Below are 26097 nucleotides of genomic sequence, written 5' to 3'. Positions count from 1 at the left end.
TGATGGAAAATAAGAATAACATACCTGGAAAAACTACAGCAGTAATTGCTTACTTAACCATCATTGGCGCCATTATAGCAATGTCTATGAATATGGAACCAAAACATAGTTTTGCAAGATTTCATACACGCCAAGCATTCGGACTTCATTTAATGTTTCATGGATTTGCCATATTTTCAAGTGTCTGGTTCAACCAATATGCACTATACGGTCTTTACCTATGTTATATAGTCCTTTGGGTTTATGGTTTTTTAGGAGCCCTAAGCGACAAAGAACAAGAGGTACCAATAGTAGGGCCTTACTTTCAAAAATGGTTCACTTTTATTCAATAATTAAATGACAACAGCTCCCCTATCTTTAGAACATATTATTAGACCATCTAGTTTAACCGATAAAAAACCACCAGTGCTTTTTATGCTTCATGGGTATGGCAGCAACGAAGAAGATTTATTTTCCTTTGCTTCAGAATTACCAGAAGAATTATGCATTATTGCAGTACGTGCACCCTACATTTTACAACCGTACGGATATGCATGGTATGCCATAAATTTTGATGCCGAAAAAGGAAAATGGAGCGATGATGATCAAGCCATAGAATCTCGTGAAAAAATAATAAATTTTATTGATGAAGCCTGCTCTACCTATGGTTTAGATAATCAAAATGTGAATTTATTAGGGTTTAGTCAAGGTACCATCCTTAGCTATGCCGTAGCACTTTCGTACCCAGAAAAAATTAAAAATATTATTGCTTTAAGCGGATATATCAATGAGAAAATATTGAAAGATTCGTATGTAGAAAATAATTTTGAGAATCTAAACTTTTATTGCTCTCATGGTGACATGGACCAAGTTATACCGGTCGATTGGGCAAGAAAAGCACCAAAGTTCTTGAAAAAATTAGGCATCAAACACGTTTATGAAGAGTTTCCTGCAGGGCACGGTGTTTTACCTCAAAACTTCCATTCATTTAAAAAATGGATTTCCAATAAAATTTAATTGCTTCGAGTGTATAACAAATGATCAACAAGGGTGAAATCTACCCCTAAGTCATCTTTTAACTCGTATTTAATTAATAGTTCGCCCCAATATTTTCCATCAGAAAAATCGGTTAGAATCCATTTGTGGTTCAATACCTTAATTTTATTTATCTTAAAATTGTTCTGCATACCTTCATAAGGCACTAAAGGATTATCCCCTTTTTGCTCATTAGTTTCCAAAAGTTTATCAGCAATATATCCTGATGGATTCTCTAACTTTAGATGGTCAAAATAAGCAAGGGCATCATCATTGTTCTCCAATGAAAAATACTGCATATCTAATACCTTTAAACTCGATTTCTGAACAGAATCTTTTAGTAATTCTATTTCACTTTCCAATTTTGAAATTCTATTTCCACTTGCTTCAGCCATATTACCGCTACTTACAAATAGATATAGGGATATTAAAGAAACAAATAGAAACAGGTATAGAAATATTTTGCTTTTCATAGTTATACTGTAATAGTTAAATTATCGTAGGCTAAATGTACATTCTTAGGTAAACTTTTTTCAACTTCGTCATGAAAACCTAGTAAGTGACTTATATGTGTAAAATAGGCTTTCTCGGGCTTCACCTTTTCAATAAAAGCCAATGCTTCTTTTAAATTAAAGTGAGATAAATGTGGTTCTAATCGCAATGCATTCACAACAACTACTTTAGAACCTTTAATTTTTTCAATTTCCTTTTCCTTAATCGTTTTTACATCTGTAAGGTAGGTGAAATCCCCTATCCTGTACCCAAAGACTTGAAGCTTGTTATGTAGCACATTTATAGGCGTTACCTCCTTATCCCCAATTAAAAACGGTTGATTGTTTTTTACCTTTTTAATATGAACCGATGGTGCACCAGGGTATTTATCCTTCTCATTTAAAATATAACCAAAACGTTTTTTCAATGATTTTACTACACGCTTATGCGCATAAATAGGAATATCACCTTGTTTAAAGAAAAAGGGTCGAATATCATCTAGGCCAGCAGTATGATCCGAATGCTCGTGCGTATACAAAATACCATTCAAGTGATTCATATTGTGCCGTAACATCTGTTGTCGAAAATCTGGACCACAGTCTATAACATAATTATAATCTTTCCATGAAAGTAATACAGAAACTCTAAGACGTTTGTCCTTCGGATTATCACTTAAACAGACTGGATGGGTACTACCTATTACTGGAATACCTTGAGAAGTTCCCGTTCCTAAAAAAGTAACACGTAAATTGTCTGTCATGTGCTACAAATTTAATTCCTTTTTAGTAAAATAAGGGTTTGAAAATAAGAAGATCCCTGTAATTAAATAGGATTAGAAATAATAACTGAATCTTATACCATTTTTTTCGGGCTATTGCCCTTTGTCACAACCATTCTTTATAACTTTGTTAAAAGCTAAACAGGTAAAAAATGGCATCGGTATTAAAAAGAGATAGTGTCTTCGAAAACATTCCCTCAATAAAAGCAAAGACTTTACGTATAAATCTGAATCCAGATATATACGGGACCTTCGCAGAAATTGGTGCGGGACAAGAAACTGCCCGACATTTCTTTAGATCCGGTGGAGCCTCAGGAACGATCGCGAAAGCGATGAGTGCATATGACAAAGATTTTAGTGATGCTATTTATGGTATTGAGACAGATGGCCGTTATGTGACCCAAGCACGTTTAAAAACTATGCTTTCTCATGAAATGCAGTTAATGGAAGAACGTATAAGTCGTAAAAATCACCCTGACCGTTTATTCTTTTCATATGCCAATACGGTTGCCACAATCGATTTTTCAAAACGATATAAAGGTCATGGTTGGATTGGTATTCGTTATCAATTAGACCCAAAGCAAAAAGAGTTTGATGAAATTATACTCCATATTCGTTTTAAGCAGAACGAAGCAAGATTACAGCAAGAAACACTTGGTATTCTTGGGGTTAATCTAATATATGGTGCCTTTTACAAATATGACAAGCCTAAGAAAATGTTGAAATATCTATATGATCATATAGATAAGGATACATTAGAAATAGACATGGTCAATTTTTCTGGTCCTAATTTTAAAGATGTCGATAACCGTTTAATGAGTTTACAACTTATTAAAAATGACATGACAGATGCCGTTATGTTTGGACCTGATGGTAATAACCTTTTACCAGCAGCAGTGCTTTACAAGAAAAATATTTTGGCTTTACGCGGTAGTTTTAGACCCGTGACCAAAGTGAATCTAGATATGTTTGAAAAGTCATATGATATTTTCATCAGAGACAAGCAAGTTGACCAAGATAATACAATCGTAATTTTTGAAATCACGCTTTCTAACTTAAAAGCATCTGGAGAAATTGATGAGCAAGATTTTATGGACCGAGCCGAACTGTTATGTTCTTTAGGCCATTCTGTAATGATATCTAAATTTCAAGAGTATTATAAACTAGTTGAATACTTTAACAACTTTACCAAAAATAGAATTGGGCTTACCATGGGAGTCAATAACTTGGTAGACATATTCGATGAAAAATATTATCGCCATTTAAGTGGAGGTATACTTGAAGCATTCGGCAAACTATTCTTTAAGGATTTACAGGTGTATCTATACCCGATGAAAAATCCTGATACTGGTCAAATAATGACTAGTAATAATGTGAAGGTTCATCCACGAATGAAAGAATTATATAAATTCTTCAAATACAATGGTAAAGTTATGGATATCATAGATTACGAACCTGATGTTATGCATATTTTCTCTAGAGATGTCCTTAAGAAATTAATGAATAATGAAGAAGGCTGGGAACAAATGTTACCAGAAGGAATTGCTGAAATTATCAAAGAAAAAAATTTATTCGTTAGAAAAACTATTGAAATAGAAGCTGAAGAATCTTAGCGCAAAGCATTCACGTGTAGATATTCAAATTAAAAAAAGCGACCATTTATTAAATGGTCGCTTTTTTTAATTTAGTTCTTAATCAACTATTCTAATAATTGGGCAGCGTGGTCTTTTGTCTTCACTTTATCAATTACCTTAGTTACCATAGCATCGCCATCTATTACAAATGTTTTTCTGTGAATACCATCATATTCACGACCCATGAATTTCTTAGGTCCCCATACCCCGAAAGTATTAATTACCGTATGGTCCTCATCTGCCAATAATGGAAATGGAAAATTATATTTATCCTTAAATTTTGTTTGTCTGGCCTCCGAATCTGCACTTACTCCTAAAAGTTCATAACCTTCAGTTTGTAATTCCTGATAATTATCCCTTAAATTACATGCTTCGGCAGTGCAACCTGGTGTGCTTGCTTTTGGATAGAAAAATACAATCAATTTTTTTCCTTTATAATCATCTAAACTAATGGTATTACCATCTTGGTCTTTAGCTGTAAATGAAGGTACTTTATCGCCAATTTTTAACGTATTCATAAATGAAGTTTTATAAATTTGTGTTTAAATATTTTGAATCAAAATTAAACAATTAATGACTAAGGCAGAAAAAATAACTTTTACAATTTCGAAACTTCAAGAACTTTATCCAGAAATACCTGTACCCTTGGATCATAAAGATCCCTATACCCTACTCATTGCCGTTTTGATGTCTGCCCAAAGTACCGATGTCCGCGTAAATAAAATTACTCCGCTATTATTTGCTAAAGCTGACAACCCCTATGATATGGTAAAATTAAGTGTAGAAGAAATTAGGGAAATTATTAAGCCTGTTGGTTTATCACCCATGAAAGCAAAAGGCATACATGGACTTTCAAGAATTTTGATTGATAAACATAATGGTATTGTACCTCAAGAACTTGAATATTTAGAGGAACTACCTGCTGTTGGGCATAAAACTGCTAGTGTAGTAGTATCACAAGCATTTGGCATTCCTGCATTTCCTGTTGACACCCATATTCATAGATTATTATATAGATGGGGATTTACCAATGGTAAAAATGTAGTACAGACAGAAAAAGATGCAAAGAGATTATTTCCAAGAGAGTTATGGAATGACCTTCATTTACAAATTATATGGTATGGGCGCGAATACTCTCCTGCTAGAGGCTGGGATATAGAGAAAGACATTATCACTAAGACAATTGGAAGAAAAACCGTGTTAAATGAATACTATAAAAATAAAAAGACCCGCTAAAAGCGGGTCTTTTTATTAATTCAAAAAGGTTTCGAAACTTAAATCTTCGTACTCAAATTCAAAAAGTGCCTGTGAATAACTCAACAAGAAGTTGATTGTTTTTGGACATACTTTATTAAATTCGGTCTGTTCTTGGTAATTAGAGTAAATTTTTTCCATATTTCCTACGTTGTTACAATAAAATAACGACGCAAATTTGGAAATATTGTTTATTCTATTTTATACTACTGTTAATTAGTAAGAACAATATTGTTTTTATCAATGATTTTTCTAAGATTAATTAATGCATAACGCATTCTTCCTAAAGCTGTATTTATACTAACTCCGGTGTTTTCAGAGATTTCCTTAAAACTCATATCTTTATAGATACGCATTAAAAGAACTTCTTTTTGATCATCTGGTAATTCTTCAACCAATTGTCTTAAATCGGTATCAATTTGATCTTTTATTAATTGTTTTTCGGCATTTAACTTATCATCACCTATTACAGAAAAAATATTAAAGTCATCGCTACCTTCAAACATTGGCATTCTCTTATTTCTTCTAAAGTGATCTATTATAAGGTTATGAGATATTCTCATTACCCAAGGTAAAAATTTACCTTCCTCACTGTACTTACCCCTTTTCAAAGTTTTAATAACCTTAATAAAGGTATCTTGAAAAATGTCTTCGGTGATATCCCTATCAAGAACCTTAGAATAGATAAAACTAGTAATACGTTGATTGTGTCTGTTGATTAATACTTCTAAGGCACCTTCATTACCGCTGATATAATCCCTAACTAATTCTGAGTCTTCAATTTGTAGTTTCATACGAGTTACTTTCTTTAATTGGTTAAGATTGGGGAAATCTTGTTAGTTAAATGGTTTGTTTCTTATTTCTGATATAAAACTAGAGAAAAGGGGTGCTGTGCAAAAAAGTATGTTGTCAAACCACGCATTTTTGATGTGAAACATCGAAAAAGTATATTTCGATACAATAAAAGCAGATTTGGAAAGTTCAGAGGGCAAATTTGAGAGACCGAAATTCTGAACATAAATAAATGGTAGATATAGTAACCAAATAATAGATATGTACAATTCATATCATTTAAGTGGATGTATGTTACTTATAAACAAGTTACTAGAACACCTAATCACCTTAAATCATGGGCTTAAACGAAAAAACCCCTAGGCTTTGCCTGGGGTTATATATAATTGTAAGGTGGTTTTAGTTTAAGTTACTTTCAAACTGCAAACCATTTGCTTCTGTTATTTTTAAGGATTTAGAATATGATAGTAAAAACTGAATAGTTTCAGGTTTAGCCTTTACTAATGCAGTTTTATTTTTATCCTCTGTGTAAATTTTTTCCATGGTACTTGTTGTTTAGGTTCAACTAAAGAACGACACATGAATGAAGATAGTAGATCCACTCGACCTGTAACCTATTAATTCGTTAAAACTATACTATTTGCTTCTACCAACTTTCTAAGGTTAATTAGAGCGTAACGCATTCTTCCTAAAGCAGTATTAATACTCACACCTGTATTATCAGAAATTTCTTTAAAACTCATATCCTTATATATACGCATTTCTAACACCTCTTGTTGATCTTCTGGAAGTTCTTTGATCATCTTCAGCAAGTCTGAATCTATTTGCTCTTTAATCAATTGTTTTTCAGCATTTAGCTTATCATCTCCTAATAGAGAAAAAATGTTATAGCTTTCTTTGCTATTATACATTGGCATTCTATTATGCTTTCTAAAATGATCAATAACTAAGTTATGTGCTATACGCATAACCCAAGGTAAAAATTTACCTTCTTCATTATATGCTCCCTTTTTTAGAGTGCGTATAACTTTCATAAATGTATCTTGAAAAATATCTTCTGTTAATTCGCGGTCGCCCACTTTAGAATAAATAAAACCGGTAAGACGAGAATTATGACGATTGATAAGTGCCTCAATCGCTCTTTCATCTCCTTGAATATATTGCTTTACTAGTTGGGAATCTTCAATTTGTACTACCATAAGCTTTACTTTAAGGGTTAAAATGTAGTCCCAAATTCAATGAATAAGGGTCTTGTGGTTAAATTCTAACTTTAAAAAGTAATGTTGCTTTATAGGCGTATTGAATTTTTATGAGATTTCAAAGATATAAAAAAATAAATACTCTTATAAAAATGTGAAAATTACTTACGATATTTTAGATAAACTGCATTTTTTAGTTCAGAAAAAAGGCAAAGCGTATCTTTGTAAACTTAGATATTCGTATGCCTACACTATCCCAAATTAATCCGAAAGAAAATATCATAATTAAGGGTGCCAAACTGCACAATCTTAAAAATATAGATGTTGTTATTCCCAGAAATAAACTTGTTGTAATAACAGGGTTATCTGGATCTGGTAAATCTAGTCTAGCTTTTGATACATTATATGCAGAAGGTCAAAGACGATATGTAGAAAGCCTTTCATCTTATGCAAGACAATTTTTAGGTAAGCTCGACAAGCCAAAAGTTGATTATATAAAAGGTATTGCCCCAGCGATAGCGATTGAGCAAAAGGTAAATTCAACCAACCCAAGGTCAACAGTTGGTACAACCACTGAAATTTATGATTATATAAAACTTCTGTATGCCCGTATTGGTAAAACATTTTCACCTATTTCTGGTAAAGAAGTAAAAAAACATACCGTTACTGATGTTGTAAATCATGTAAGAACCTTTGAAGACCAAACTAAACTTTTACTTCTTGCCCCAATCACCATTCGTGATGATAGAGATGCAATAAAATCTTTGGAGTTGTTTTCAAAACAGGGCTATGCTCGTATTAAATACAAAAACGAAGTATTACGCATTGACCAAGCCCCTGAAGATATTGGTAAATCCTTTGACCTTGTAATTGATAGAATCATCACTAAAGATGATGAAGATTTTTACAATCGACTAGCAAATGCAGTAGATACGGCATTTTTTGAAGGGAAGGGTAATTGTATCGTTGAAGAATTAAGCAATGGCAATAAGACACCATTCAGTAATAAATTTGAGCTTGATGGAATAACCTTTTTAGAACCAAATGTACATTTGTTCAGTTTTAATAATCCTTATGGTGCTTGTCCTAAATGTGAAGGTTACGGTGACGTAATAGGTATAGACCAAGATTTAGTAGTGCCGAACACCGCACTTTCTGTTTATGAAAATGCAATTTTTCCGTGGCGTGGTGAAAGCATGAGTTGGTACCGTGATCAATTGGTAAACTCCGCATATAAATATGATTTCCCTATTCACAAACCTTGGTATGAGTTATCAGAAGAACAACAACTACTTGTATGGAAAGGTAATGCCCATTTTATAGGCTTACATAAGTTCTTCGGAATGTTGGAGGAGAAAAGTTATAAGATACAGAATAGGGTAATGCTGTCTAGATATCGTGGCAAAACCAAATGCGATGTTTGTAATGGGAAGCGATTACGGCCCGAAACCGATTACGTAAAAGTTGGTGGAGCTTCAATATCATCGTTAGTCGGGTTGTCTATAGAAAAACTGATTATTTTCTTTCACGAACTGAAACTAAATGAAAATGATGCTACGATTGCCGCTAGGTTATTGATAGAAATAAATACACGACTTGGTTTTCTAGAAAAAGTCGGCCTAGATTATCTTACCATAAATCGCAAATCGAACACCCTTTCAGGTGGTGAAAGTCAACGAATTAACCTCGCTACATCATTAGGAAGTAGTTTGGTAGGATCAATGTACATATTAGATGAGCCAAGTATAGGGCTACATCCAAAAGACACTGAGAATCTAATTGAGGTTCTTATTTCTCTAAGGAATTTAGGTAATACCGTTATCGTTGTAGAACATGATGAAGATATCATGAAGGCTGCAGATATGGTGATTGATATAGGCCCAGAGGCTGGCACACATGGTGGAAAAGTGGTCGCCCAAGGAACGCTAAGTGAGATACTAAAATCTAAATCTCTAACGGCTCAATATTTAAATGGAAAAATGGAAATTAAGGTTCCTAAAGAACGAAGAACTTCCAAAAATCATATTACTATAAAAGGAGTTAGGGAGCATAACCTCAAAAATATAGATGTAACTTTTCCACTTGATATGCTTACCGTAGTAACGGGAGTTTCAGGAAGTGGAAAAAGTACGTTGGTAAAAAATTTGCTTTATCCTATTATATTAAAAGAAGTGGGTGGTTATGGTGAAAAAGCTGGCCAATTTACTTCTGTAGAAGGTAAATACAAACATATAAAGCATGTGGAGTTTGTAGATCAAAACCCAATTGGTAGGTCTTCACGTTCTAATCCTGTCACCTATATTAAGGCATATGATGATATTCGAAATTTATATGCTGGTCAGAAACTAAGCAAAATCAGAAATTATCAGGCAAAACATTTTTCTTTTAATGTTGATGGCGGTCGCTGTGAAAAATGTAAGGGAGAAGGCGAGATTACGGTAGAGATGCAATTTATGGCCGATGTTCATTTAGAATGTGAAACATGTGGCGGCAAACGCTTTAAGAAAGAGGTATTAGAAGTTACCTTCAACAATGCCAATATCGATGATGTTCTAAATATGACCATCGACGATGCAATTCTATTTTTTGAAACAGGAGAACAAACTAAAATTGTAACCAAGCTTAAACCATTACAAGATGTAGGGCTCGGTTATGTTACATTGGGGCAGTCGTCTTCTACTCTTTCTGGCGGTGAAGCCCAGCGAATAAAATTAGCATCTTTCCTTATTAAGGGAAGTACCAAAGATAAAGCGCTATTCATTTTCGATGAACCTACTACAGGCTTACACTTTCATGATATTCAAAAACTATTAAAATCATTTAATGCTCTTATTAAAAAAGGACATTCAATTGTAGTGATAGAGCATAATATCGATTTAATAAAATGTGCCGATTATATCATTGACCTTGGCCCTGGTGGTGGTGAAAATGGTGGAAAATTATTGGCAGAAGGCACACCAGAAGAGGTAGCTAAAAATAAAAAATCTTTTACGGCCGGGTACTTAAAGGAGAAATTACATTAGTTCTTCAAACACTAAATAAAATATAAGTAACTGATTACCAATATAATAATTAGTTTCTTATTTTTTTGGCACGCTGTTTGTAATATGATAATCGAGTATGAATAGTTATACTCAGAATTTAAAACCTTATATCATGAAGAACTTAGTACTCCTTTTTACAGCGATGATTTTAGGCACCACAGGTGTTTTCGCTACAGGTATTAACGAAGATAAGGTTGCTACCAGCAATGCTTATAGATACGACAACTCATTTATTTTTATAGAGAATGGAATTACATTTTCGGTTTACCCTGACGGAGAATTTGATTTTTATATAGAGAATCAAGTATCTGGTAGAAGAGATGGTATAACCTTTAACTCTGGTTATGATTACAGCCCATATGCTCAATATGATGATTATGGAGCAGTAATACAGGTTGAAAATGTTCCAATTTACTATGACTATTATGGTCGTGTAAATCAAATTGGAGATGTAGATATCAATTACTTAAACAATCGCGTACGTAGAGTTGGTGGTATGAATGTTTACTATAACAACCGTGGTTTTTATGATTACCACACGGGTTATATCAATATTTATAATAGAAACTATGTGTATCAACCTTATCACAGATGGTTTGCAAGACCAGCTATTAATCTTTGTTTAGTGTACAACAGACCATATAGAAGATATTATGCCCCAGTACGATATTCTTACTATAGTCCTTATAGAAATAATTATAGAAGAGCTTATGTTAATGTTGGTAAGCAACATAGATATAACAAGGTAAGAAATGAAAGAGCTACTGTTTACAGAAACGACAAGCGAGTTACTGTTAGAGATAATTCTTATAGAAGCAATAGAACTGTAGCTAAAAGAGATAATGGTTTAAGAACTAATAGAACGTTAGCTTCTAACAATAAGACCAGAACTAATAGAGATGCTGTATCAAATAGATCTGCTACATCACGTAGTAATCAAGGTAGAACAGTTAGCAAAAGAGAGGATACAAGAACTAGTAGAAACAATGGTACCGTGAACCGAGCAAATAATTCTGCGGCACGTAGTAATCAAGGTAGAACAGTTACCAAGAGAGAGGTGACAAGTACCCCTAGAAGTACAACTGTAAAAAGAAGTACTACTACGTATAAAAAACCTGTAGCTAGAAGCACAGATACAAGAACTCAACGTAGTAGCACTGCTTCTAGAACAGTGACCAAAAGCCCTGCTAGAACTCAAAGAACAGTAAGTAGAAGTACATCATCAAGATCAGTAAGTAAAGCTCCTTCAAGAAGCACAACTTCAAGATCAGCTACAACAAGAAGTAGTAGAAGAAATTAAGATAGTTTTTTTAGGTTGGTTAGTTGTTTAGCGCCGTAATGAATACGTTCATTACGGCGCTTTCTTTATTAACCTTTTGTTTCAGAAATATAGTTTGGAAATAGCTTTATAAACTTTTTAGGGCCTAATGCTGTTATAAACATTTCTTCTTCAGAAATAGGATGAATAAACTCCAAAGAATGCGCCTGCAGATATAGTCCCTTCCCTTTTAAAAGTACATCTTCAAAAAAGTAAGTTGCATCACCTAAGATAGGATTACCAATTGCTAACATATGCTTCCTTAACTGGTGCCGACGACCTGTTTTAGGAATTAATCTTACCAAATTCAACATTTTGAATCGCTGAGAAACAATCGTTTCTATAACTTGATAGGTTGAAATAGCTTTTTTACCGTCTATAGGTATATCTATAGTACCTAATGGTTTCATTCTTCCAATAGTGATTGCATAGTAAATTTTATGAATTTTCTTGTCCTCAAATAATTGATTCAATGCAATTATTGCAGTATTCGTTTTACCTACCAAAAGACAACCAGTAGTTGCATAATCTAAACGATGAACAGGTTGTGGTTGTACAGCATCGTAAATAGGACTTGTCTTTAGGTTTTGGCTTAAAGCATTCGCTACGGTTTTAAAGCTGTTTCCACTTACCAAAATACCAGCTGGCTTATTGATTACCGCTAAGTAATCATCCTCATAAATAACCTCTAGGTTTAATTTGAGTCGCGTGTTCAAATTATTATCTGCGTAATAATGATATTCAATTCTTTCCCCTCCCCTAATAAAAGTAGCGGTAGAAGCAACTTTACCGTCAACAAAAACCATTTCTTTTTTAATAGCTTTTTTTAAGGCAGACTTTGATGTAATTCTTTTGAAAACCCCTACTCCATATTCTTGTAATCTTTTTGCTTCTAAATTAATTTTTGCGATATGGGTTTCTACGAATTGCATATATGATTGTCTGTACTGTAATTATTATAGATGTCAAGGCCATCAAGTAATTTTTGAATTACAAAATTAAGGATGTGAGTTAATTAAAATAGCATTATACATATACCTTTCACCGAGTTTAAATTTCTCTAGAAAAACCTCAAATATGAAAAGGATAAATCACAAGATTATTAGACAGATTATAATTCTGTTACTAATCCTATTTCTTGGAGGAATAATTATAAAATATATGCTTCCTTATATCTCTGGGGTTCTTGGGGCACTTACTTTATATGTAATTCTAAGAAAATGGATGTTAAAGCTAATCAATAAAGGTTTAAAGAGAACATGGGCGGCCTTATTACTTATTGTTTCAGCAATCATCGGTATTTTTTTACCCTTATCAGGTGCAGTTTTCATGTTAAGTTCTGAATTAGGAAATTTAGCCGATAAATCTGAACAAGTAACAATAGCAATTAAAGAACAAATATTTCAACTTGAAAAATATGTACAATATGATGTATCTTCTACTATAGATCCTGAACAAGCTTCAGGTTGGCTAACTGAAAATCTTCAAGGTTTCGCAAGCGGAACTTTCAATATGTTCATTTCACTTGGCATACTTTTATTTTTACTATACTTCATGTTAAAAAGTCCGAAGCAATTGAAGGAATCTTTATTGGAATATCTTCCTTTGAGCAATAACACATTGGTGATATTAGGTAAGGAAATAGAAAATGTTGTAAGATCAAATGCTATAGCAATTCCTTTAGTTGCATTGGCACAAGGTATAATTGCTCTTATTGGCTTTTTCATTTTCGGAATTGAAAATCCTTTATTCTGGTTTGTTATCGTAACCATAGGATCTATCATTCCATTTATTGGGACGTTCATTGGTATATTTCCGGTATTTGTTTTGAGCATGGCTAGCGGAAACGATTTTCAAGCTTGGGGAATATTACTATACGGAATTTTAGTGGTTGGTATGACAGATAATATTATTCGATTATTTGTATTAAAAAAACTAGATAGTATTCATCCATTAATTACATTAATTGGGGTATTAATTGGTATTCCCCTGTTCGGATTTGTAGGTCTTATTTTTGGCCCACTAATCATAAGTCTTTTCTTAATTATAATAAAAATCTATAAGCAGGAATATGGTATACAAACCTCTCATAAAAAGGTAGCAACTAAAATGTAATTACCTACTTAAGTATTTACTCAAAAAACCAAAAACATCTTCAGATATCTTAAATCTGTACAGAACACCTAGATACATAATTATCATCAATATGCTCTTAACTGCAATATTTATGATTGGATAAAAAGGAAGAGAGAATGCAGAAAATAGTACGCCGACAACAATCAATAAGGCAAAAACCTTCCAAGTTTCATGGGTGAAAGGAACAATTTTAAACTTTGCCTTCACATAAATCAATTTCAACGTATTGTATATAAAAAATGCAGTAAAACTGGCTATCGCAGCACCATCTATCCCATATGTAGGTATAAGCCATAGGTTGAAAACTATTGCCAAAGCTGCCAATAAAACTCCGAAAAACAATATAGACCGGTAGTAATCTGAATTGAATAATATGGAATTATTATTACCCAAAAGAGCATCGTAGACCTTTGCCAATCCTATCCAAAAAACAATCATAAAACCTCCGGAATATTTTTCAGGTAGCAATTCATATAATTCACTTAGGTTAACAAGAATCAAAAGAAATAGTAGACCTGAAACTATGAAAAGAGTCAATGAACTTTTTTGATATAAATCCTTCAAAGCCGACTTATTTTTATCATTTAAATATGTTGCCGTTAACGGATACGTTATTTGATGCATAGCTCTAGATGGCACCGCAATAGTCGAAGCAATAAACCCAGCAACGGCATAATAAGCCACATTTTCAATCTTTAGAAAATTATTCAACATTACCTTATCAACCTCCATAAGAACAATGGCAGTCGAACCTCCTAAAATAATTAAAGCGCTATATCCTACAATACTCTGCCAGTTTTCTGGAAAACCAAAATTAAGTTTAGGTTTGCGTAAACGGTAGGCATAAATTTTCATTACTACCGTTCTTAATACATAACAGCCAACCAAACCATTAATAAAGAATTCAATATCAATAATCTTAAACCATAATAGGAGAAGCAGAATAGTTTGAGTCATTCTACAAAAGATTTCTTTCATAAAATTACCGAACATAGATTTCATTCGAATTCTTACCCAAGCATAGAACACTTCGAAATAGGCCATGGCCATACCTACTATAAAAATATGCCAAACGTAATCTCTTACGATACCATTCTCTTTTGAGAGCAGGTTACCAATAGTTTCATTTGCAAAATAACTAAGTATACCTATAGGAATTATGAGTACTAAGGGAAGAAGCAACATTAAGGTCAAAAAGCCGTCTTGAGAACTTTCATTTTTAAAACTAGAATAGAATTTCACTAAACTATTAGGAACCCCAAATGCCAAAATCGGCATCAGTACAGCAGAAACCGATAATATAACTTGAATAAGTCCATAATTATCGGGCTGCATAAAATTGGTGTACAAAAACAAGGTATTGACAGCTCCAATCGCAAAACCAAAATAGGTAACAATAGTATTATTCAATGATTGTTTTAGTACGATTCCCATTAAATATATTCGGCCAATTTACGAGTGAGTTCTCTTCTGCTATATTGCTCAATATCTTTGGAGGTTACGAACAATTCCCCTTTTTGATATTGAGTAAACCAATCTAAAATTACGTTTTTAAGGGCAATGTCATCTGAATATTCAAAAATGCAACCTGATTTGGTATCGGAAACAATATCAGCAACTTCCCAATTTTTAGGCCCTACCCCTAATATAGGTCGTTTAGCCGCCATATATTCGAATAATTTCCCCGGAATAATTCCAATAGTTTCTTGCGAATCAATTTCTACTAGAAGTAAAATTTGTGAAGTTTTTTGAAATTCTATAGCTTTTTCATGCGAAACGTATCCAACAACTTTAAAGTGGGTCTGTAAGCCAAAATCATTCAACGACTGTAATACATCATCACTGATTACACCAATAAATTGTAAATGCAGGGCATTTTTAAAATCAATATTATTCTTCAATAAGTCGGATAAAACTTGCCATAATTTAACTGGATTACGCCCTGTAAGCATAGATCCTATATGGGAAATAGTAAATTTTTCATCAAGCTTTTGAGTACTGGATATCTCACTATCGTATCCGTTGGTAATTACTTTTATGGGCTGCTCGGTAATTTGTTCAAACTCTTTTTTGGTCGTCGCACTCGTAACAATTATTTTATCAGCAGATTTTAGAACTTTGGATTCTAACAGCTTATGCTTTCGTTTCGCAGAAGAAGTTAGTTTTAATTTTTTATGATAGCCTATAGTTGTCCAAGGATCTCTGAAGTCTGCAATCCAATTTACAGCTTTTGTCTGCTTTAAATAATAACCAATAAGATGCACACTATGCGGTGGTCCAGTAGTAATTATAGTATCTATTCCTTCTTTTTCTAATACACCCCTCAAATAATTAACCGATGGTTTCACCCAAAACTTTCTAGCATCAGGAATAAAGAGATTACCCCTAACCCATAAAAACATTTTTTCAATAAATGACTGATCTTTAGACTGAATGATGCCCGAACTAATACGCTTTGTCTTCTTACTAGAAAATAAGGAAGCCAATCGATATGGCTCCTTTATAGGATGCTTGTAAATAACTAAATCGTTCGGAATATCCTTTAAAAATGTGTTATCAATAAGAGGATAATGTGGATTCTCAGGGATATACAATACCGGTTCAACATCAAAATCTCTAAGATACTTTACAAACTTGAGCCAACGTTGTACTCCTGGTCCGCCAGCGGGTGGCCAATAATACGTAATGACCAGAACTTTTCTCATTAATTTTCTTCTTCTTTTTTAGACTTCCAAAAAGAAAAACCTAATCCGCCAACGATTACAAGACCTAGTAAAATTGTACTTGCAAGGGTTATTTTACTACCCTTAACAACAACTTCAGGTTCAAACTTAAATTCTATTTTATGCGCTCCTGAAGGAACATTTAAAGCTCTAAGCACATAATCAACTTTAAAATAATCACTTTCTATACCATCTATATAAGCATTCCATCCATTCTTATAATACATCTCTGAAAAAACAGCAAGGCCTTCATTACTATTCTTTGATGCATATGTAAGATGATTTGGCTCGTAATCAATTAAAGAAATTGATGCTGTAGAATCAACTTGAAATTGTAATTGAGAAATATCTTTAAATGAAGATGTATTTACAACTGCAACATTTTTGGTATCTAAACTGTCTAACGCCATAATCTCAGCGTTCGCATTTTCAACAGGTTTAAGCTGTTTTATAAACCAAGCATTACCATTTGCATTCGGATTTTCGATTGGAAAAGAATTACCTTCTTGATCTTGCCTAATTACGTATTTTACATTTAACATGTTTAAGACCGACAAATTTCCATTGTAGATATGAAAATCGAATAAATCTTGCATTCCAGCAGGTTTCGCTGCATGATAGCCCGTTATACTCTGATGAAAATATGCTGTTTTAGCTGAATCAAAACCATCGGTTTGGTCAAAAACACGAAATACTCCATCGTCTTTAGCAATTAGCTTATCTGCATCAGATTCTTGAAATGGTTCTAACATTTTACGTTTAGAAACGAAGTTATCGTTGTTGACATAACGTAAATCGACTACGACTAAATCAACCACAACTAGAATTCCAATAGCAATAATTATGAAATTCATCTTCAATTTCTCCTTCAAATAAAACCATATCAATAATGTGGTAACTAAAACATAACCTAGCGAACGTAATAAATCACTAGTATAAACACTTTTACGATCTAAACGTAACATCTCAGGTAGCTCTTCTAACCCAGTCATTCGTAAATTATCATCGTTTGCGCCCACAAAATTAAAAGCTCCCTTAAATACAAATAATAATACGCCTAAGCCAAAAACAGTTCCTGCAGCTAAAGTCAAAGATTTCATTTTATCGACTTGCGGAACTTTGTCCATAAACAACTTTTTCAACGCTAACATTGCCAAAATAGGCACACAAAGCTCTAATATAATTTGAATGGAAGAAACCGCCCTAAACTTATCATATAAGGGAAAATAATCGATCATGAAATCGGTAAGCGAGCTGAAATTTTTACCCCAAGACAACAATAAGGATACTAACGAACCTATTAATAGCCACCATTTATGTTTTCCTTTTACCAAGAACAATCCTAAAACAAAAAGAAAAAATATTACGGCACCTAAATAAGCCGGACCTGATGTACCCGGTTGATCACCCCAATATAATGGCAAACCGCTTACAAAATTTAAAGCGCTTGATCTTGGTAAGCCTTTGTCAATTAAATAATTAAAAGATTTCGAATCTTCACCTAAATTTTCTTGACTTGCTCCACCAAAAAGACGAGGGACAAACAAATTCAATGATTCTGTAATACCGTAACTCCAATTAGTTATGTATCCTTTACTTAAACCACCCGTATCTTCTTTTGCAGAACCATCTGGGTTTATGGTCAATTCACTTTTACCACGTGTACTCCAATCTGCATACTCTTTAGTTGCCATTAAACCAGTAGCATTTGCTGCGATACCAAGAGTAACTGCTAGCAATAAGATACCCACAGAAATGAAAAAATGCTTAATTTGTTTTTCCTTAATCGCATAAACTAAATACACCATACCCAAAACCAGCACAAGTAGCATAAAGTAATAGGTCATTTGATAATGATTAGCAGTGATTTCTAAAGCCATTGCCAAAGCCGTTAATACAAAACCCCAAAGATATTTTTTCCTAAAAACAAGAACAATCCCAGCCAAAAGAACTGGTAAATAGGCAATGGCATGAGCTTTTGCGTTGTGCCCAGCACCTAATATAATTATAAGGTATGTTGAAAAACCAAAAGCTAAAGCTCCTACAATAGCTAAACGATAATCGACTTTCAAACAACAAAGAAGAATATAAAATCCTATAAAATATAAAAATAGATAATCGGCAGGTCTTGGTAAAAATCGAATTAATCGATCTAGTTGTTTAATATAATTATGAGGGTAATTTGCGCCTAATTGATACGTGGGCATACCACCGAATGCGCTATTTGTCCAATATGGTTCTTGGTCTTTCGATTTTCTAAAATCGTTCTGTTCCTTTGCCATCCCAGTGTATTGGGCAATGTCATGCTGATACATTACTTTACCTTGAAGTACAGGGCTGAAGTATGCCAAAGCACCAATGATAAAAAATACAATTACAAAAAAATGGATGAAAAAGAATTTTAAGCCTTGCTTCATGTGCTAAATAAGTAGTTTTTTAACAAAGATAACTAGTCTAGCTCTTCAAAATCAATGTATTCACCTACTTTTTCTGAATCGTTTTTTTTCTTTGAGGTTTTTTTATTTATAATAACGTCTCCAATATTTTCTTCATCTGAAGCACGTTGATTATCAAAAGCTTGCTTAAAATGCGATTCTGTTTTCTTTGCTGCGTAGCTTAAAATTTTTGGTGCAAATAACTTTACTAAAAATTTTAGTAAGTAATACACCAAAAGAATTATCAATATAGTTTTTAAAAAAGCCATTTTATTACTGTCTAAGTATATCAAAAATACAATTATCACGTTGTATAAATAGAATCATAATATTAAAATAATTATAAAATCGTGTTCATGAATAGTCTATTTGTCTACTCTAAATCATATCATTACGTTTTAATCATTCTACTATTTCTACCCTTGGCTGGTATTTCACAATACACAGATGTTATAAATTCTAACAGACCAGGTCTTTCGGTAAGTGCATACGCGGTTGGAAAAAATGTAGTCCAAGCAGAATTAGGTGTATTCTATGAACAGCGCGACCACACTTTATTGAATACCCAATCTGATATTTGGGCGAGTGACATATCATTACGTTACGGCTTATTGTTTGAACGATTAGAAATCAATTTCGAAGGTACTTTTCAAGATCAAGATATCACTTACACAAATTTTAATCTGTTAGCAAAGCGTAGAGATTTTTCAAGAAACCGATTGGGCCTAAAATATTTAATCTACGATCCGTTCAAAAATCCAGAAGCGAATAAACCAAATTTATATAGCTGGCGAGCAAATAATAAATTTCAGTTCAAAAATCTAATTCCGGCCGTTTCATTATATGGTGGTGCTAATTTCGTAATTGGTGACAATCCTTTCTATGTTGGCGAACCAACCCTATCATACCGAGGTATGATAGCTACTCAAAGTCGTATAACACCGAGATTCGTTCTTATTACAAATACCGCTTATGACCGTATTAGTTCTGACGACCCTGAGTTAAGTTATTTAATTTCCCTGTCTCATGCTTTTAGAAACCCTAAATGGAGTGTATTCGTAGAGCACCAAGGTATACAAAGCGATAGGTATGCCGATTTATTGATTAGGGGAGGTATTGCCCATTTACTGAAGGAAAACCTACAGTTAGATTTTAATATGGGGGCAAGTCTAAAAAATACACCTTCCCGAATTTTCATAGGACTAGGAGGTTCATATAGAATGGATTTTCATCAAGACAACTTAATTGCAATTGAAGATCAAGAGGCTGATCAAAATGGCGGTGCCATTGATAAGGACGCCATGAAAAAAGACAAAAGGAAAAAGAATAAAAACAAAGGCAATGGAGCTGAAGACATTGATCTTGGACCTTCTAAAAAACAGCTTAAAAAATTAAAGAAAGAAGAGAAGAAGAAAAAGAAAGAGAGTAACGAAATAGACTTTTAAGTCATTAATTTATATATAATTTTCATTCTATACCCCTTTTCAGTTCTAATTAATATTCCTAATATTGACACTTCTAAAGAAGTTCAATGATTACACTACATGAAGCTAAATCAAAGCAAGACTTAAAACGCTTTGTAACCTTTCCTTTTTCGCTATACAAAAACAATAAATATTGGGTACCACCCATTATTAATGATGAATTGGAAAGTTTTGACAAGAATAAAAACCCTGTTTTTAAAGATGCTGAAGCTTGGTTTTTTCTTGCCTATGATGGTGATAAATTAGTAGGTCGTGTTGCCGCAGTAATTAATCAATTAGAAGTTAATCAACAGAATGTAAAAAAAATGCGTTTTGGATGGTTCGATTTTATTGATGACCCTACAGTGTCAAAAGCACTTTTAGACAAGGTGGCTGAAATTGGAAATCAACACAACCTAGAATACATGGAAGGCCCTGTAGGTTTTTCAAATTTAGACAAAGTAGGTGTTTTGGTTGAAGGTTTCGACCATATAGGTACGATGATTACTTGGTACAACCACCCTTATTACAAAGACCATTATGAAAATTTCGGTTTTGTGAAGGAGAAGGAGTATATGGAAAATAAGTTTCCAGCAAAAAATGCTGATCCGAAACTTTTTTCAAAACTGAATGACTTAATAAAAAGACGCTACGGACTAAAAGAGGTCAACTTTACAAAAACTAAAGAGGTAATGCCTCTGGCGGATGAAATGTTCGACTTATTCAATGAAACCTATGCAAGTCTTTCTTCATTCGTTCCTATTACCGAAATACAAAAAGCTTATTTCAAGAAAAAATATATCAGTTTCATAAATCCTGAATATATAAAGTTCATAAAAGACAAGGAAGATAAATTAATTGCTTTTGCCATTGTAATGCCTTCATTTTCTGAAGCACTACAGAAAGCGAACGGTAAATTATTTCCCTTTGGCTTATACCACCTTTTAAAAGCTAAAAAGAATAGTAAAGATGTTATCTTTTATCTAGTAGGCATTCACCCTGAATACCAAAACAAAGGAGTAACTGCTGTAATTTTTAATGAGTACTATAAGACATTTACTGAAAAAGGTATCGATATGTGCTATAGAACTCCCGAATTAGAAGAGAATCTTGCCATCAAACAAATGTGGAAACATTTCGACCCAGTGATTTATAAACGCAGAAGAACATATAAGAAATCACTAAACTAAGCACAAATAAAAAGCCCAGATTCAAATTTGAATCTGGGCTTTTTAAATTATAATGACTTGACATTATTCTCCCATTGCCGCTGCAACTGCAGCAGAAAGTCTTTTGTACGTTCCATTTTGCAAACGCTCACGAATAGATGAAAAAGCTGTTAAAGTTTCTTCAACGTCTTGTAAAGTATGTGTAGCTGTTGGAATTAAACGAAGCAAGATAAGTCCTTTTGGAATTACCGGATACACCACTATCGAACAGAAAATACTGTGATTTTCACGCAAGTCTTTTACCAAAGCCATTGCTTCAGGTATACTACCATTTAAATATACTGGAGTCACACAACTTGTTGTAGTACCTATATCAAAACCATTATCTTTTAAACCATTTTGAAGCGCGTTTACGTTCTCCCATAACTTAGCTTTAAGTTCTGGTTGAGTTCGTAACATATCTAATCGTTTTAATGCTCCTTTCACATAAACCATTGGTAATGATTTAGCAAACATTTGTGAACGTAAATTATATTTTAAATAGTCAATAATTCCTTGATCTGCAGCTAGGAAGGCTCCAATACCGGCCATTGATTTTGCAAAGGTTGCAAAATAAACATCTATATCATCTTGAATACCTTGCTCCTCACCTGCTCCTGCACCTGTCTCACCTAAAGTTCCAAAACCATGCGCATCATCAACCAAGAAACGGAAATTGAACTTTTTCTTAAGTGCAACGATTTCTTTTAATTTTCCTTGCTCACCACGCATTCCAAAAACACCTTCAGAAATAACTAAAATACCTCCTCCTGTTTGCTCTGCCATTTTAGTGGCGCGCTCCAAGTTTAACTCTAAACTCTTAATATCATTATGCTTAAATGTAAAACGTTTTCCCATATGTAAACGCACACCATCAATAATACAAGCATGAGCATCAACATCATAAACAATAATATCATCTTTACCAACCAATGCATCAATACAAGACATAATGCCTTGGTAACCAAAGTTTAAAAGATAAGCAGCTTCCTTATTAACAAAAGAAGCTAATTCTTGTTCTAGTTGTTCATGAAACTCAGTATGACCACTCATCATTCTCGCACCCATTGGGTAAGCAGATCCATATTCTGCAGCTGTATCACCATCTACCTTTTTAACTTCCGGAAGATTAGCTAAACCCAAGTAATCATTTATGCTCCAAGTGATTACTTCTCTTCCTTGAAATTTCATTCTATTAGAAATAGGCCCTTCTAATTTAGGGAAAACGAAATATCCTTCAGCTTGTGAAGCCCATTTTCCTAAAGGTCCTTTATTTTCTAATATTCTATCAAATAAGTCTCTCATAGTTCGATTTTATTCTGTTGCAAAAGTAAATAAATTTGACAAAGTTTCATAAAATATTTACAACGCAAAAAAGTGGGCCATAAACCCACTTTTTCGAAAATATATGCTTCAAATTATTTTATATATTGAATCTCTTGAATTTCCTCTACAGCATTTGTGTTTAAGAAACCTTGATCTTCCATCCATTGATCACTATATATCTTACTCATATATCGCGAACCATGATCAGGAAAAATAGCAACAACATTACTATTAATATCGAAGGTATTCAATTCATTTAATTGTTTAATTGCCTGCATTACCGCACCACTTGTGTAACCGACAAAAATACCCTCTGTTCTAGAAATTTCTCTCGCTGTATGTGCACTTTCAGCATCGGTGACCTTTATAAACTCATCTATAATAGAAAAATCGGTCGCTCCTGGAATCAAATTTTTACCTAAACCTTCAATACGGTAAGGATAAATTTCATTAGTGTCTAATTTACCGGTTTCATGATATTTCTTTAATACTGAACCAAAAGCATCAACACCAATAACTTTGATATTAGGATTTTGCTCTTTCAAGTAACGTGCTGTACCAGAAATCGTACCCCCTGTTCCACTACACGCAATTAAATGGGTGATTTGCCCACCTGTTTGCTCCCAAATTTCAGGACCGGTTGATTTATAATGTGCCTCCATATTCAATTTATTAAAATATTGATTGATGTAGATGGAGTTTTTTGTCTCTTTATGTAATCTTTTTGCCACTTCGTAGTAAGATCTAGGATCATCTGCACTAACGTGCGCAGGACAAACATATACCTTAGCGCCCATTGAGCGAAGCATATCAATTTTATCTGGTGATGATTTTGAACTTACTGCCAAAATGCAATCGTAACCTTTAATGATACTAGCCATAGCTATACTAAAACCAGTATTACCAGAAGTTGTCTCAATTATAGTACTACCTTCTGTAAGTAAACCTGCTTTTTCTGCTTGCTCAATAATATGAATCGCAATTCTATCTTTAGAAGAATGACCTGGATTAAAAGCCTCGACCTTTGCGTAAAAATTACCGGTTAGACCTTCAGCAATTTTATTCAACTTAACTAGTGGTGTATTACCTACTAATTCTAATATATTGTTGTAAGCCCTGATCTCATTTTTCATAAGGGGGTTCAAAGTTTAGTTGTTTCTATAAACGAAATTTGTTAAAATTTCTGATGCAAAGCTACTATTTTTTTTCAACTATGCGATTTTTCCTTCTAAATCTAAAAAAAAGGCATATTCTTTAGCTACTTCACGTAAAGATTCGAACCTTCCAGAAGCACCTCCATGGCCAGCTTCCATATTGGTGTTAAGAAATAATTGATGACTATCAGTTTTTAAATCTCTTAATTTAGCTACCCATTTAGCAGGTTCAAAATATTGCACTTGAGAATCATGCAAACCAGTAGTCACCAACATATTTGGATATTCTTGTGAAACAACATTATCATATGGCGAATAAGACTTCATATAATCGTAATATTCCTTTTCATTCGGATTTCCCCATTCATCATACTCACCCGTTGTTAATGGAATAGAATCATCTAACATTGTGGTTACTACATCAACGAAGGGTACAGCTGCAATGATGCCCTTATAAATATCAGGTTGCATATTGATAATAGCACCCATTAACAAGCCACCCGCCGATCCACCCATAGCATATAAATGCTTAGCACTGGTCATTTTTTGTTCGATTAAAAATTTAGAACAATCGATAAAATCGGTAAATGTGTTTTTCTTTTGCATTAGTTTTCCAGTGTCATACCATCTTCGCCCTAAATACTCCCCACCTCTTATATGTGCAATGGTGTAAACAAAACCACGATCTAGTAAACTTAAACGAACTGTAGAGAAATAAGGATCTATAGTAGCGCCATATGATCCATATGCATATTGTAACAAAGGTGTATTTTCGTCTAATACCGTATCTTTTCTATAAACTAATGACATAGGTATCTTTTCGCCATCACGCGCTGTAGCCCACAAACGAAGTTCTTTATAGTTTTCCTTGTCAAACTGACCACCAAGCACTTCCTGCTCTTTCTTGACATCTTTCAATTTAGTTCGCATATTAAAATCAATAACCGAACTTGGAGTAGACATTGAGTTATAAGAATACCTTAAAATCTCAGTATCAAAATCAGGATTACTACCTACGTAGGCAGTATATGTTTCACTTTGAAATGGTAAAAAGTATTCCTCAGTACCGTCCCATCTAATTATTCGAATCTTATTGAGTCCGTTTTCACGCTCAGAAAGCACATAATATTCCTTAAAAATATCGATATCTTCTAATAATACTTCTTCACGATGAGGAATAAACTCTTGCCAATGTTCAGATTCCGTCTCTTCTTCCGAAGTTCGCATTAACTTAAAATTCTCGGCCTTATCCTTATTCGTTAAAATGTAGAAGTAATTCTCATAATGAAAGATAGTATACTCTAAACCTCTTTTTCGCGGAGAAAAAACTACAAACTCACCATCAGGATTATCGGTAGGTAAAATTTGAAATTCAGAAGTCAATGTACTAAATGAACCTATAACCAAATACTTTTTCGATTTGGTACGATAAATAAAGGTGCTAAATGTATCATCATCTTCATGAAAAATCAGAACATCTTCAGTAGTTGGTGTACCTAACTTATGCTTGTAAATTTTATCAGAACGAAGTGTTACTGGATCTTTTCTAGTATAAAACAAGGTCTTATTATCATTAGCCCATACGCCACCGCCTGTAGTATTCACAATTTTATCTTCTAAAATAACTCCAGTTTCTAGATTTTTAACCTGTAAAGTATATTGCCTTCTTGAAACAGTATCGACACCAAATGCAGCCAATTTGTTATCAGGACTGATAGCAATGCCACCAAGACTAAAATAATCGTGACCTTTGGCCATTTCATTGCCGTTGAACATTATTTCTTCTTCAGCGTTTAAATGCTGCTTAAATCTTGAATATAAAGGGTACTCACCTCCTATTACATATCGCGTACTATACCAATAATCATTCAATTTATAAGGCACGGAAGAATCATCTTCTTTAATTCTACCCTTCATTTCTAGAAATAAATTTTCTTGAAACTCTTTAGTATGTGCCGTTAGCGTTTCGTAATAGGAATTTTCAGCCTCTAGGTATGAAATAACTTCTTTATCTTCCTTGTCATTAAGCCAATAATAATTATCCAACCTAACATCATCATGAATGATTAATTCCTTTTCTACTTTTTTCGCTATTGGGGGATTCATATGACTCATATTAAGTTCATT

General features: G+C 33.4%; 23 protein-coding genes. 9 read left to right on the top strand and 14 right to left on the bottom strand.

All coding sequences use genetic code 11. The features are described 5' to 3' along the window. Positions 1-2 precede the first annotated feature (2 nt). On the top strand, positions 3-332 hold the full coding sequence (locus BMY56_RS12620; RefSeq protein WP_091624773.1) for a hypothetical protein: 330 nt from the start codon (positions 3-5) through the stop codon (positions 330-332). A gap of 4 nt (positions 333-336) precedes the next feature. Then, positions 337-996: an alpha/beta hydrolase gene (locus tag BMY56_RS12615; protein WP_091624771.1), complete on the top strand. Its 660-nt coding sequence runs from the start codon at positions 337-339 to the stop codon at positions 994-996. On the opposite strand, the gene BMY56_RS12610 is transcribed toward BMY56_RS12615, so the two are convergent. Further along, positions 993-1487 (bottom strand): hydrolase, encoded by a 495-nt coding sequence (locus tag BMY56_RS12610; RefSeq protein WP_091624768.1) that lies wholly within the window; start codon positions 1485-1487, stop codon positions 993-995. The genes BMY56_RS12615 and BMY56_RS12610 overlap by 4 nt on opposite strands. A gap of 2 nt (positions 1488-1489) precedes the next feature. Next, positions 1490-2266, bottom strand: coding sequence for an MBL fold metallo-hydrolase (locus tag BMY56_RS12605; RefSeq protein ID WP_091624765.1), 777 nt, complete (start codon positions 2264-2266; stop codon positions 1490-1492). Between the two features lie 170 nt (positions 2267-2436). Between BMY56_RS12605 and BMY56_RS12600 the strand changes: the two genes are divergently transcribed. Continuing rightward, on the top strand, positions 2437-3897 hold the full coding sequence (locus BMY56_RS12600; RefSeq protein WP_091624763.1) for a nucleotidyl transferase family protein: 1461 nt from the start codon (positions 2437-2439) through the stop codon (positions 3895-3897). A gap of 86 nt (positions 3898-3983) precedes the next feature. On the opposite strand, the gene bcp is transcribed toward BMY56_RS12600, so the two are convergent. Further along, positions 3984-4436 carry a thioredoxin-dependent thiol peroxidase gene (gene bcp, locus BMY56_RS12595; RefSeq protein WP_091624760.1) on the bottom strand — a complete coding sequence of 151 codons (453 nt, stop codon included), beginning with the start codon at positions 4434-4436 and terminating at the stop codon, positions 3984-3986. Between the two features lie 55 nt (positions 4437-4491). Between bcp and BMY56_RS12590 the strand changes: the two genes are divergently transcribed. Then, the gene (locus tag BMY56_RS12590) at positions 4492-5154 is read left to right on the top strand and encodes an endonuclease III domain-containing protein (RefSeq protein WP_091624758.1); all 663 of its coding nucleotides are present in this window, start codon (positions 4492-4494) and stop codon (positions 5152-5154) included. Between the two features lie 230 nt (positions 5155-5384). Here the strand turns inward: BMY56_RS12590 and BMY56_RS12585 are convergent, their stop codons facing one another. The 3 genes from BMY56_RS12585 to BMY56_RS12580 all read right to left on the bottom strand — a co-directional run bounded on the left by BMY56_RS12585 (position 5385) and on the right by BMY56_RS12580 (position 7163). Next, on the bottom strand, positions 5385-5966 hold the full coding sequence (locus tag BMY56_RS12585) for an RNA polymerase sigma factor (RefSeq protein WP_091624755.1): 582 nt from the start codon (positions 5964-5966) through the stop codon (positions 5385-5387). A gap of 397 nt (positions 5967-6363) precedes the next feature. Next, positions 6364-6507, bottom strand: coding sequence for a hypothetical protein (locus tag BMY56_RS18665; protein WP_177170966.1), 144 nt, complete (start codon positions 6505-6507; stop codon positions 6364-6366). A gap of 74 nt (positions 6508-6581) precedes the next feature. After that, positions 6582-7163, bottom strand: coding sequence for an RNA polymerase sigma factor (locus BMY56_RS12580; RefSeq protein ID WP_079512031.1), 582 nt, complete (start codon positions 7161-7163; stop codon positions 6582-6584). 242 nt (positions 7164-7405) lie between these two features. On the opposite strand from BMY56_RS12580, the gene uvrA reads away from it, so the two are divergent. Continuing rightward, positions 7406-10186 (top strand): excinuclease ABC subunit UvrA, encoded by a 2781-nt coding sequence (gene uvrA / locus BMY56_RS12575; protein WP_091624752.1) that lies wholly within the window; start codon positions 7406-7408, stop codon positions 10184-10186. Between the two features lie 133 nt (positions 10187-10319). Beyond that, entirely contained in the window at positions 10320-11507 is a 1188-nt protein-coding gene (locus BMY56_RS12570; protein ID WP_091625062.1) for a hypothetical protein, read from the top strand. A 68-nt stretch (positions 11508-11575) separates the two neighbouring features. Here the strand turns inward: BMY56_RS12570 and BMY56_RS12565 are convergent, their stop codons facing one another. Further along, positions 11576-12457, bottom strand: coding sequence for an RluA family pseudouridine synthase (locus BMY56_RS12565; RefSeq protein WP_091624749.1), 882 nt, complete (start codon positions 12455-12457; stop codon positions 11576-11578). Between the two features lie 145 nt (positions 12458-12602). Between BMY56_RS12565 and BMY56_RS12560 the strand changes: the two genes are divergently transcribed. Further along, entirely contained in the window at positions 12603-13640 is a 1038-nt protein-coding gene (locus BMY56_RS12560) for an AI-2E family transporter (protein WP_091624747.1), read from the top strand. Here BMY56_RS12560 and BMY56_RS12555 read toward each other — a convergent pair whose 3' ends face one another. From BMY56_RS12555 to BMY56_RS12540, 4 genes are read right to left on the bottom strand one after another with little or no spacing between them, the layout of a single operon-like run. Then, positions 13641-15095 (bottom strand): oligosaccharide flippase family protein, encoded by a 1455-nt coding sequence (locus tag BMY56_RS12555; protein WP_091624744.1) that lies wholly within the window; start codon positions 15093-15095, stop codon positions 13641-13643. Continuing rightward, positions 15095-16366, bottom strand: coding sequence for a glycosyltransferase family 4 protein (locus tag BMY56_RS12550; RefSeq protein ID WP_091624742.1), 1272 nt, complete (start codon positions 16364-16366; stop codon positions 15095-15097). The genes BMY56_RS12555 and BMY56_RS12550 overlap by 1 nt, the downstream gene beginning before the upstream one ends. Then, positions 16366-18801 (bottom strand): YfhO family protein, encoded by a 2436-nt coding sequence (locus tag BMY56_RS12545; RefSeq protein WP_091624739.1) that lies wholly within the window; start codon positions 18799-18801, stop codon positions 16366-16368. Before BMY56_RS12545 ends, BMY56_RS12550 begins: the two co-directional genes overlap by 1 nt. A 32-nt stretch (positions 18802-18833) precedes the next feature. Further along, on the bottom strand, positions 18834-19088 hold the full coding sequence (locus BMY56_RS12540) for a DUF4834 domain-containing protein (protein WP_091624737.1): 255 nt from the start codon (positions 19086-19088) through the stop codon (positions 18834-18836). Between the two features lie 87 nt (positions 19089-19175). On the opposite strand from BMY56_RS12540, the gene BMY56_RS12535 reads away from it, so the two are divergent. Together BMY56_RS12535 and BMY56_RS12530 are read left to right on the top strand one after the other, a co-directional pair. Further along, positions 19176-20264, top strand: a complete 1089-nt coding sequence (locus BMY56_RS12535; RefSeq protein ID WP_091624734.1) for a transporter — start codon at positions 19176-19178, stop codon at positions 20262-20264. Between the two features lie 86 nt (positions 20265-20350). Continuing rightward, positions 20351-21472: a GTP cyclohydrolase gene (locus BMY56_RS12530; protein ID WP_091624733.1), complete on the top strand. Its 1122-nt coding sequence runs from the start codon at positions 20351-20353 to the stop codon at positions 21470-21472. 63 nt (positions 21473-21535) lie between these two features. Here the strand turns inward: BMY56_RS12530 and BMY56_RS12525 are convergent, their stop codons facing one another. The 3 genes from BMY56_RS12525 to BMY56_RS12515 all read right to left on the bottom strand — a co-directional run bounded on the left by BMY56_RS12525 (position 21536) and on the right by BMY56_RS12515 (position 26076). Continuing rightward, complete coding sequence (locus BMY56_RS12525; protein WP_091624730.1) at positions 21536-22795, bottom strand: cysteate-C-fatty acyltransferase; 1260 nt, start codon at positions 22793-22795, stop codon at positions 21536-21538. Between the two features lie 113 nt (positions 22796-22908). Next, a complete protein-coding gene (locus tag BMY56_RS12520; RefSeq protein WP_091624727.1) occupies positions 22909-23949 on the bottom strand; it encodes a cysteate synthase in 1041 nt (346 codons plus the stop codon). Between the two features lie 78 nt (positions 23950-24027). Continuing rightward, on the bottom strand, positions 24028-26076 hold the full coding sequence (locus BMY56_RS12515; RefSeq protein ID WP_394332500.1) for a S9 family peptidase: 2049 nt from the start codon (positions 26074-26076) through the stop codon (positions 24028-24030). Positions 26077-26097 lie beyond the last annotated feature (21 nt).

The sequence above is a fragment of the Maribacter orientalis genome (assembly GCF_900109345.1).
In the GTDB taxonomy this organism is placed as follows: Bacteria; Bacteroidota; Bacteroidia; order Flavobacteriales; family Flavobacteriaceae; genus Maribacter; species Maribacter orientalis.
The sequence above is the reverse complement of the archived record's forward strand: the minus strand, read 5'-3'. Positions and strand labels throughout refer to the sequence as shown.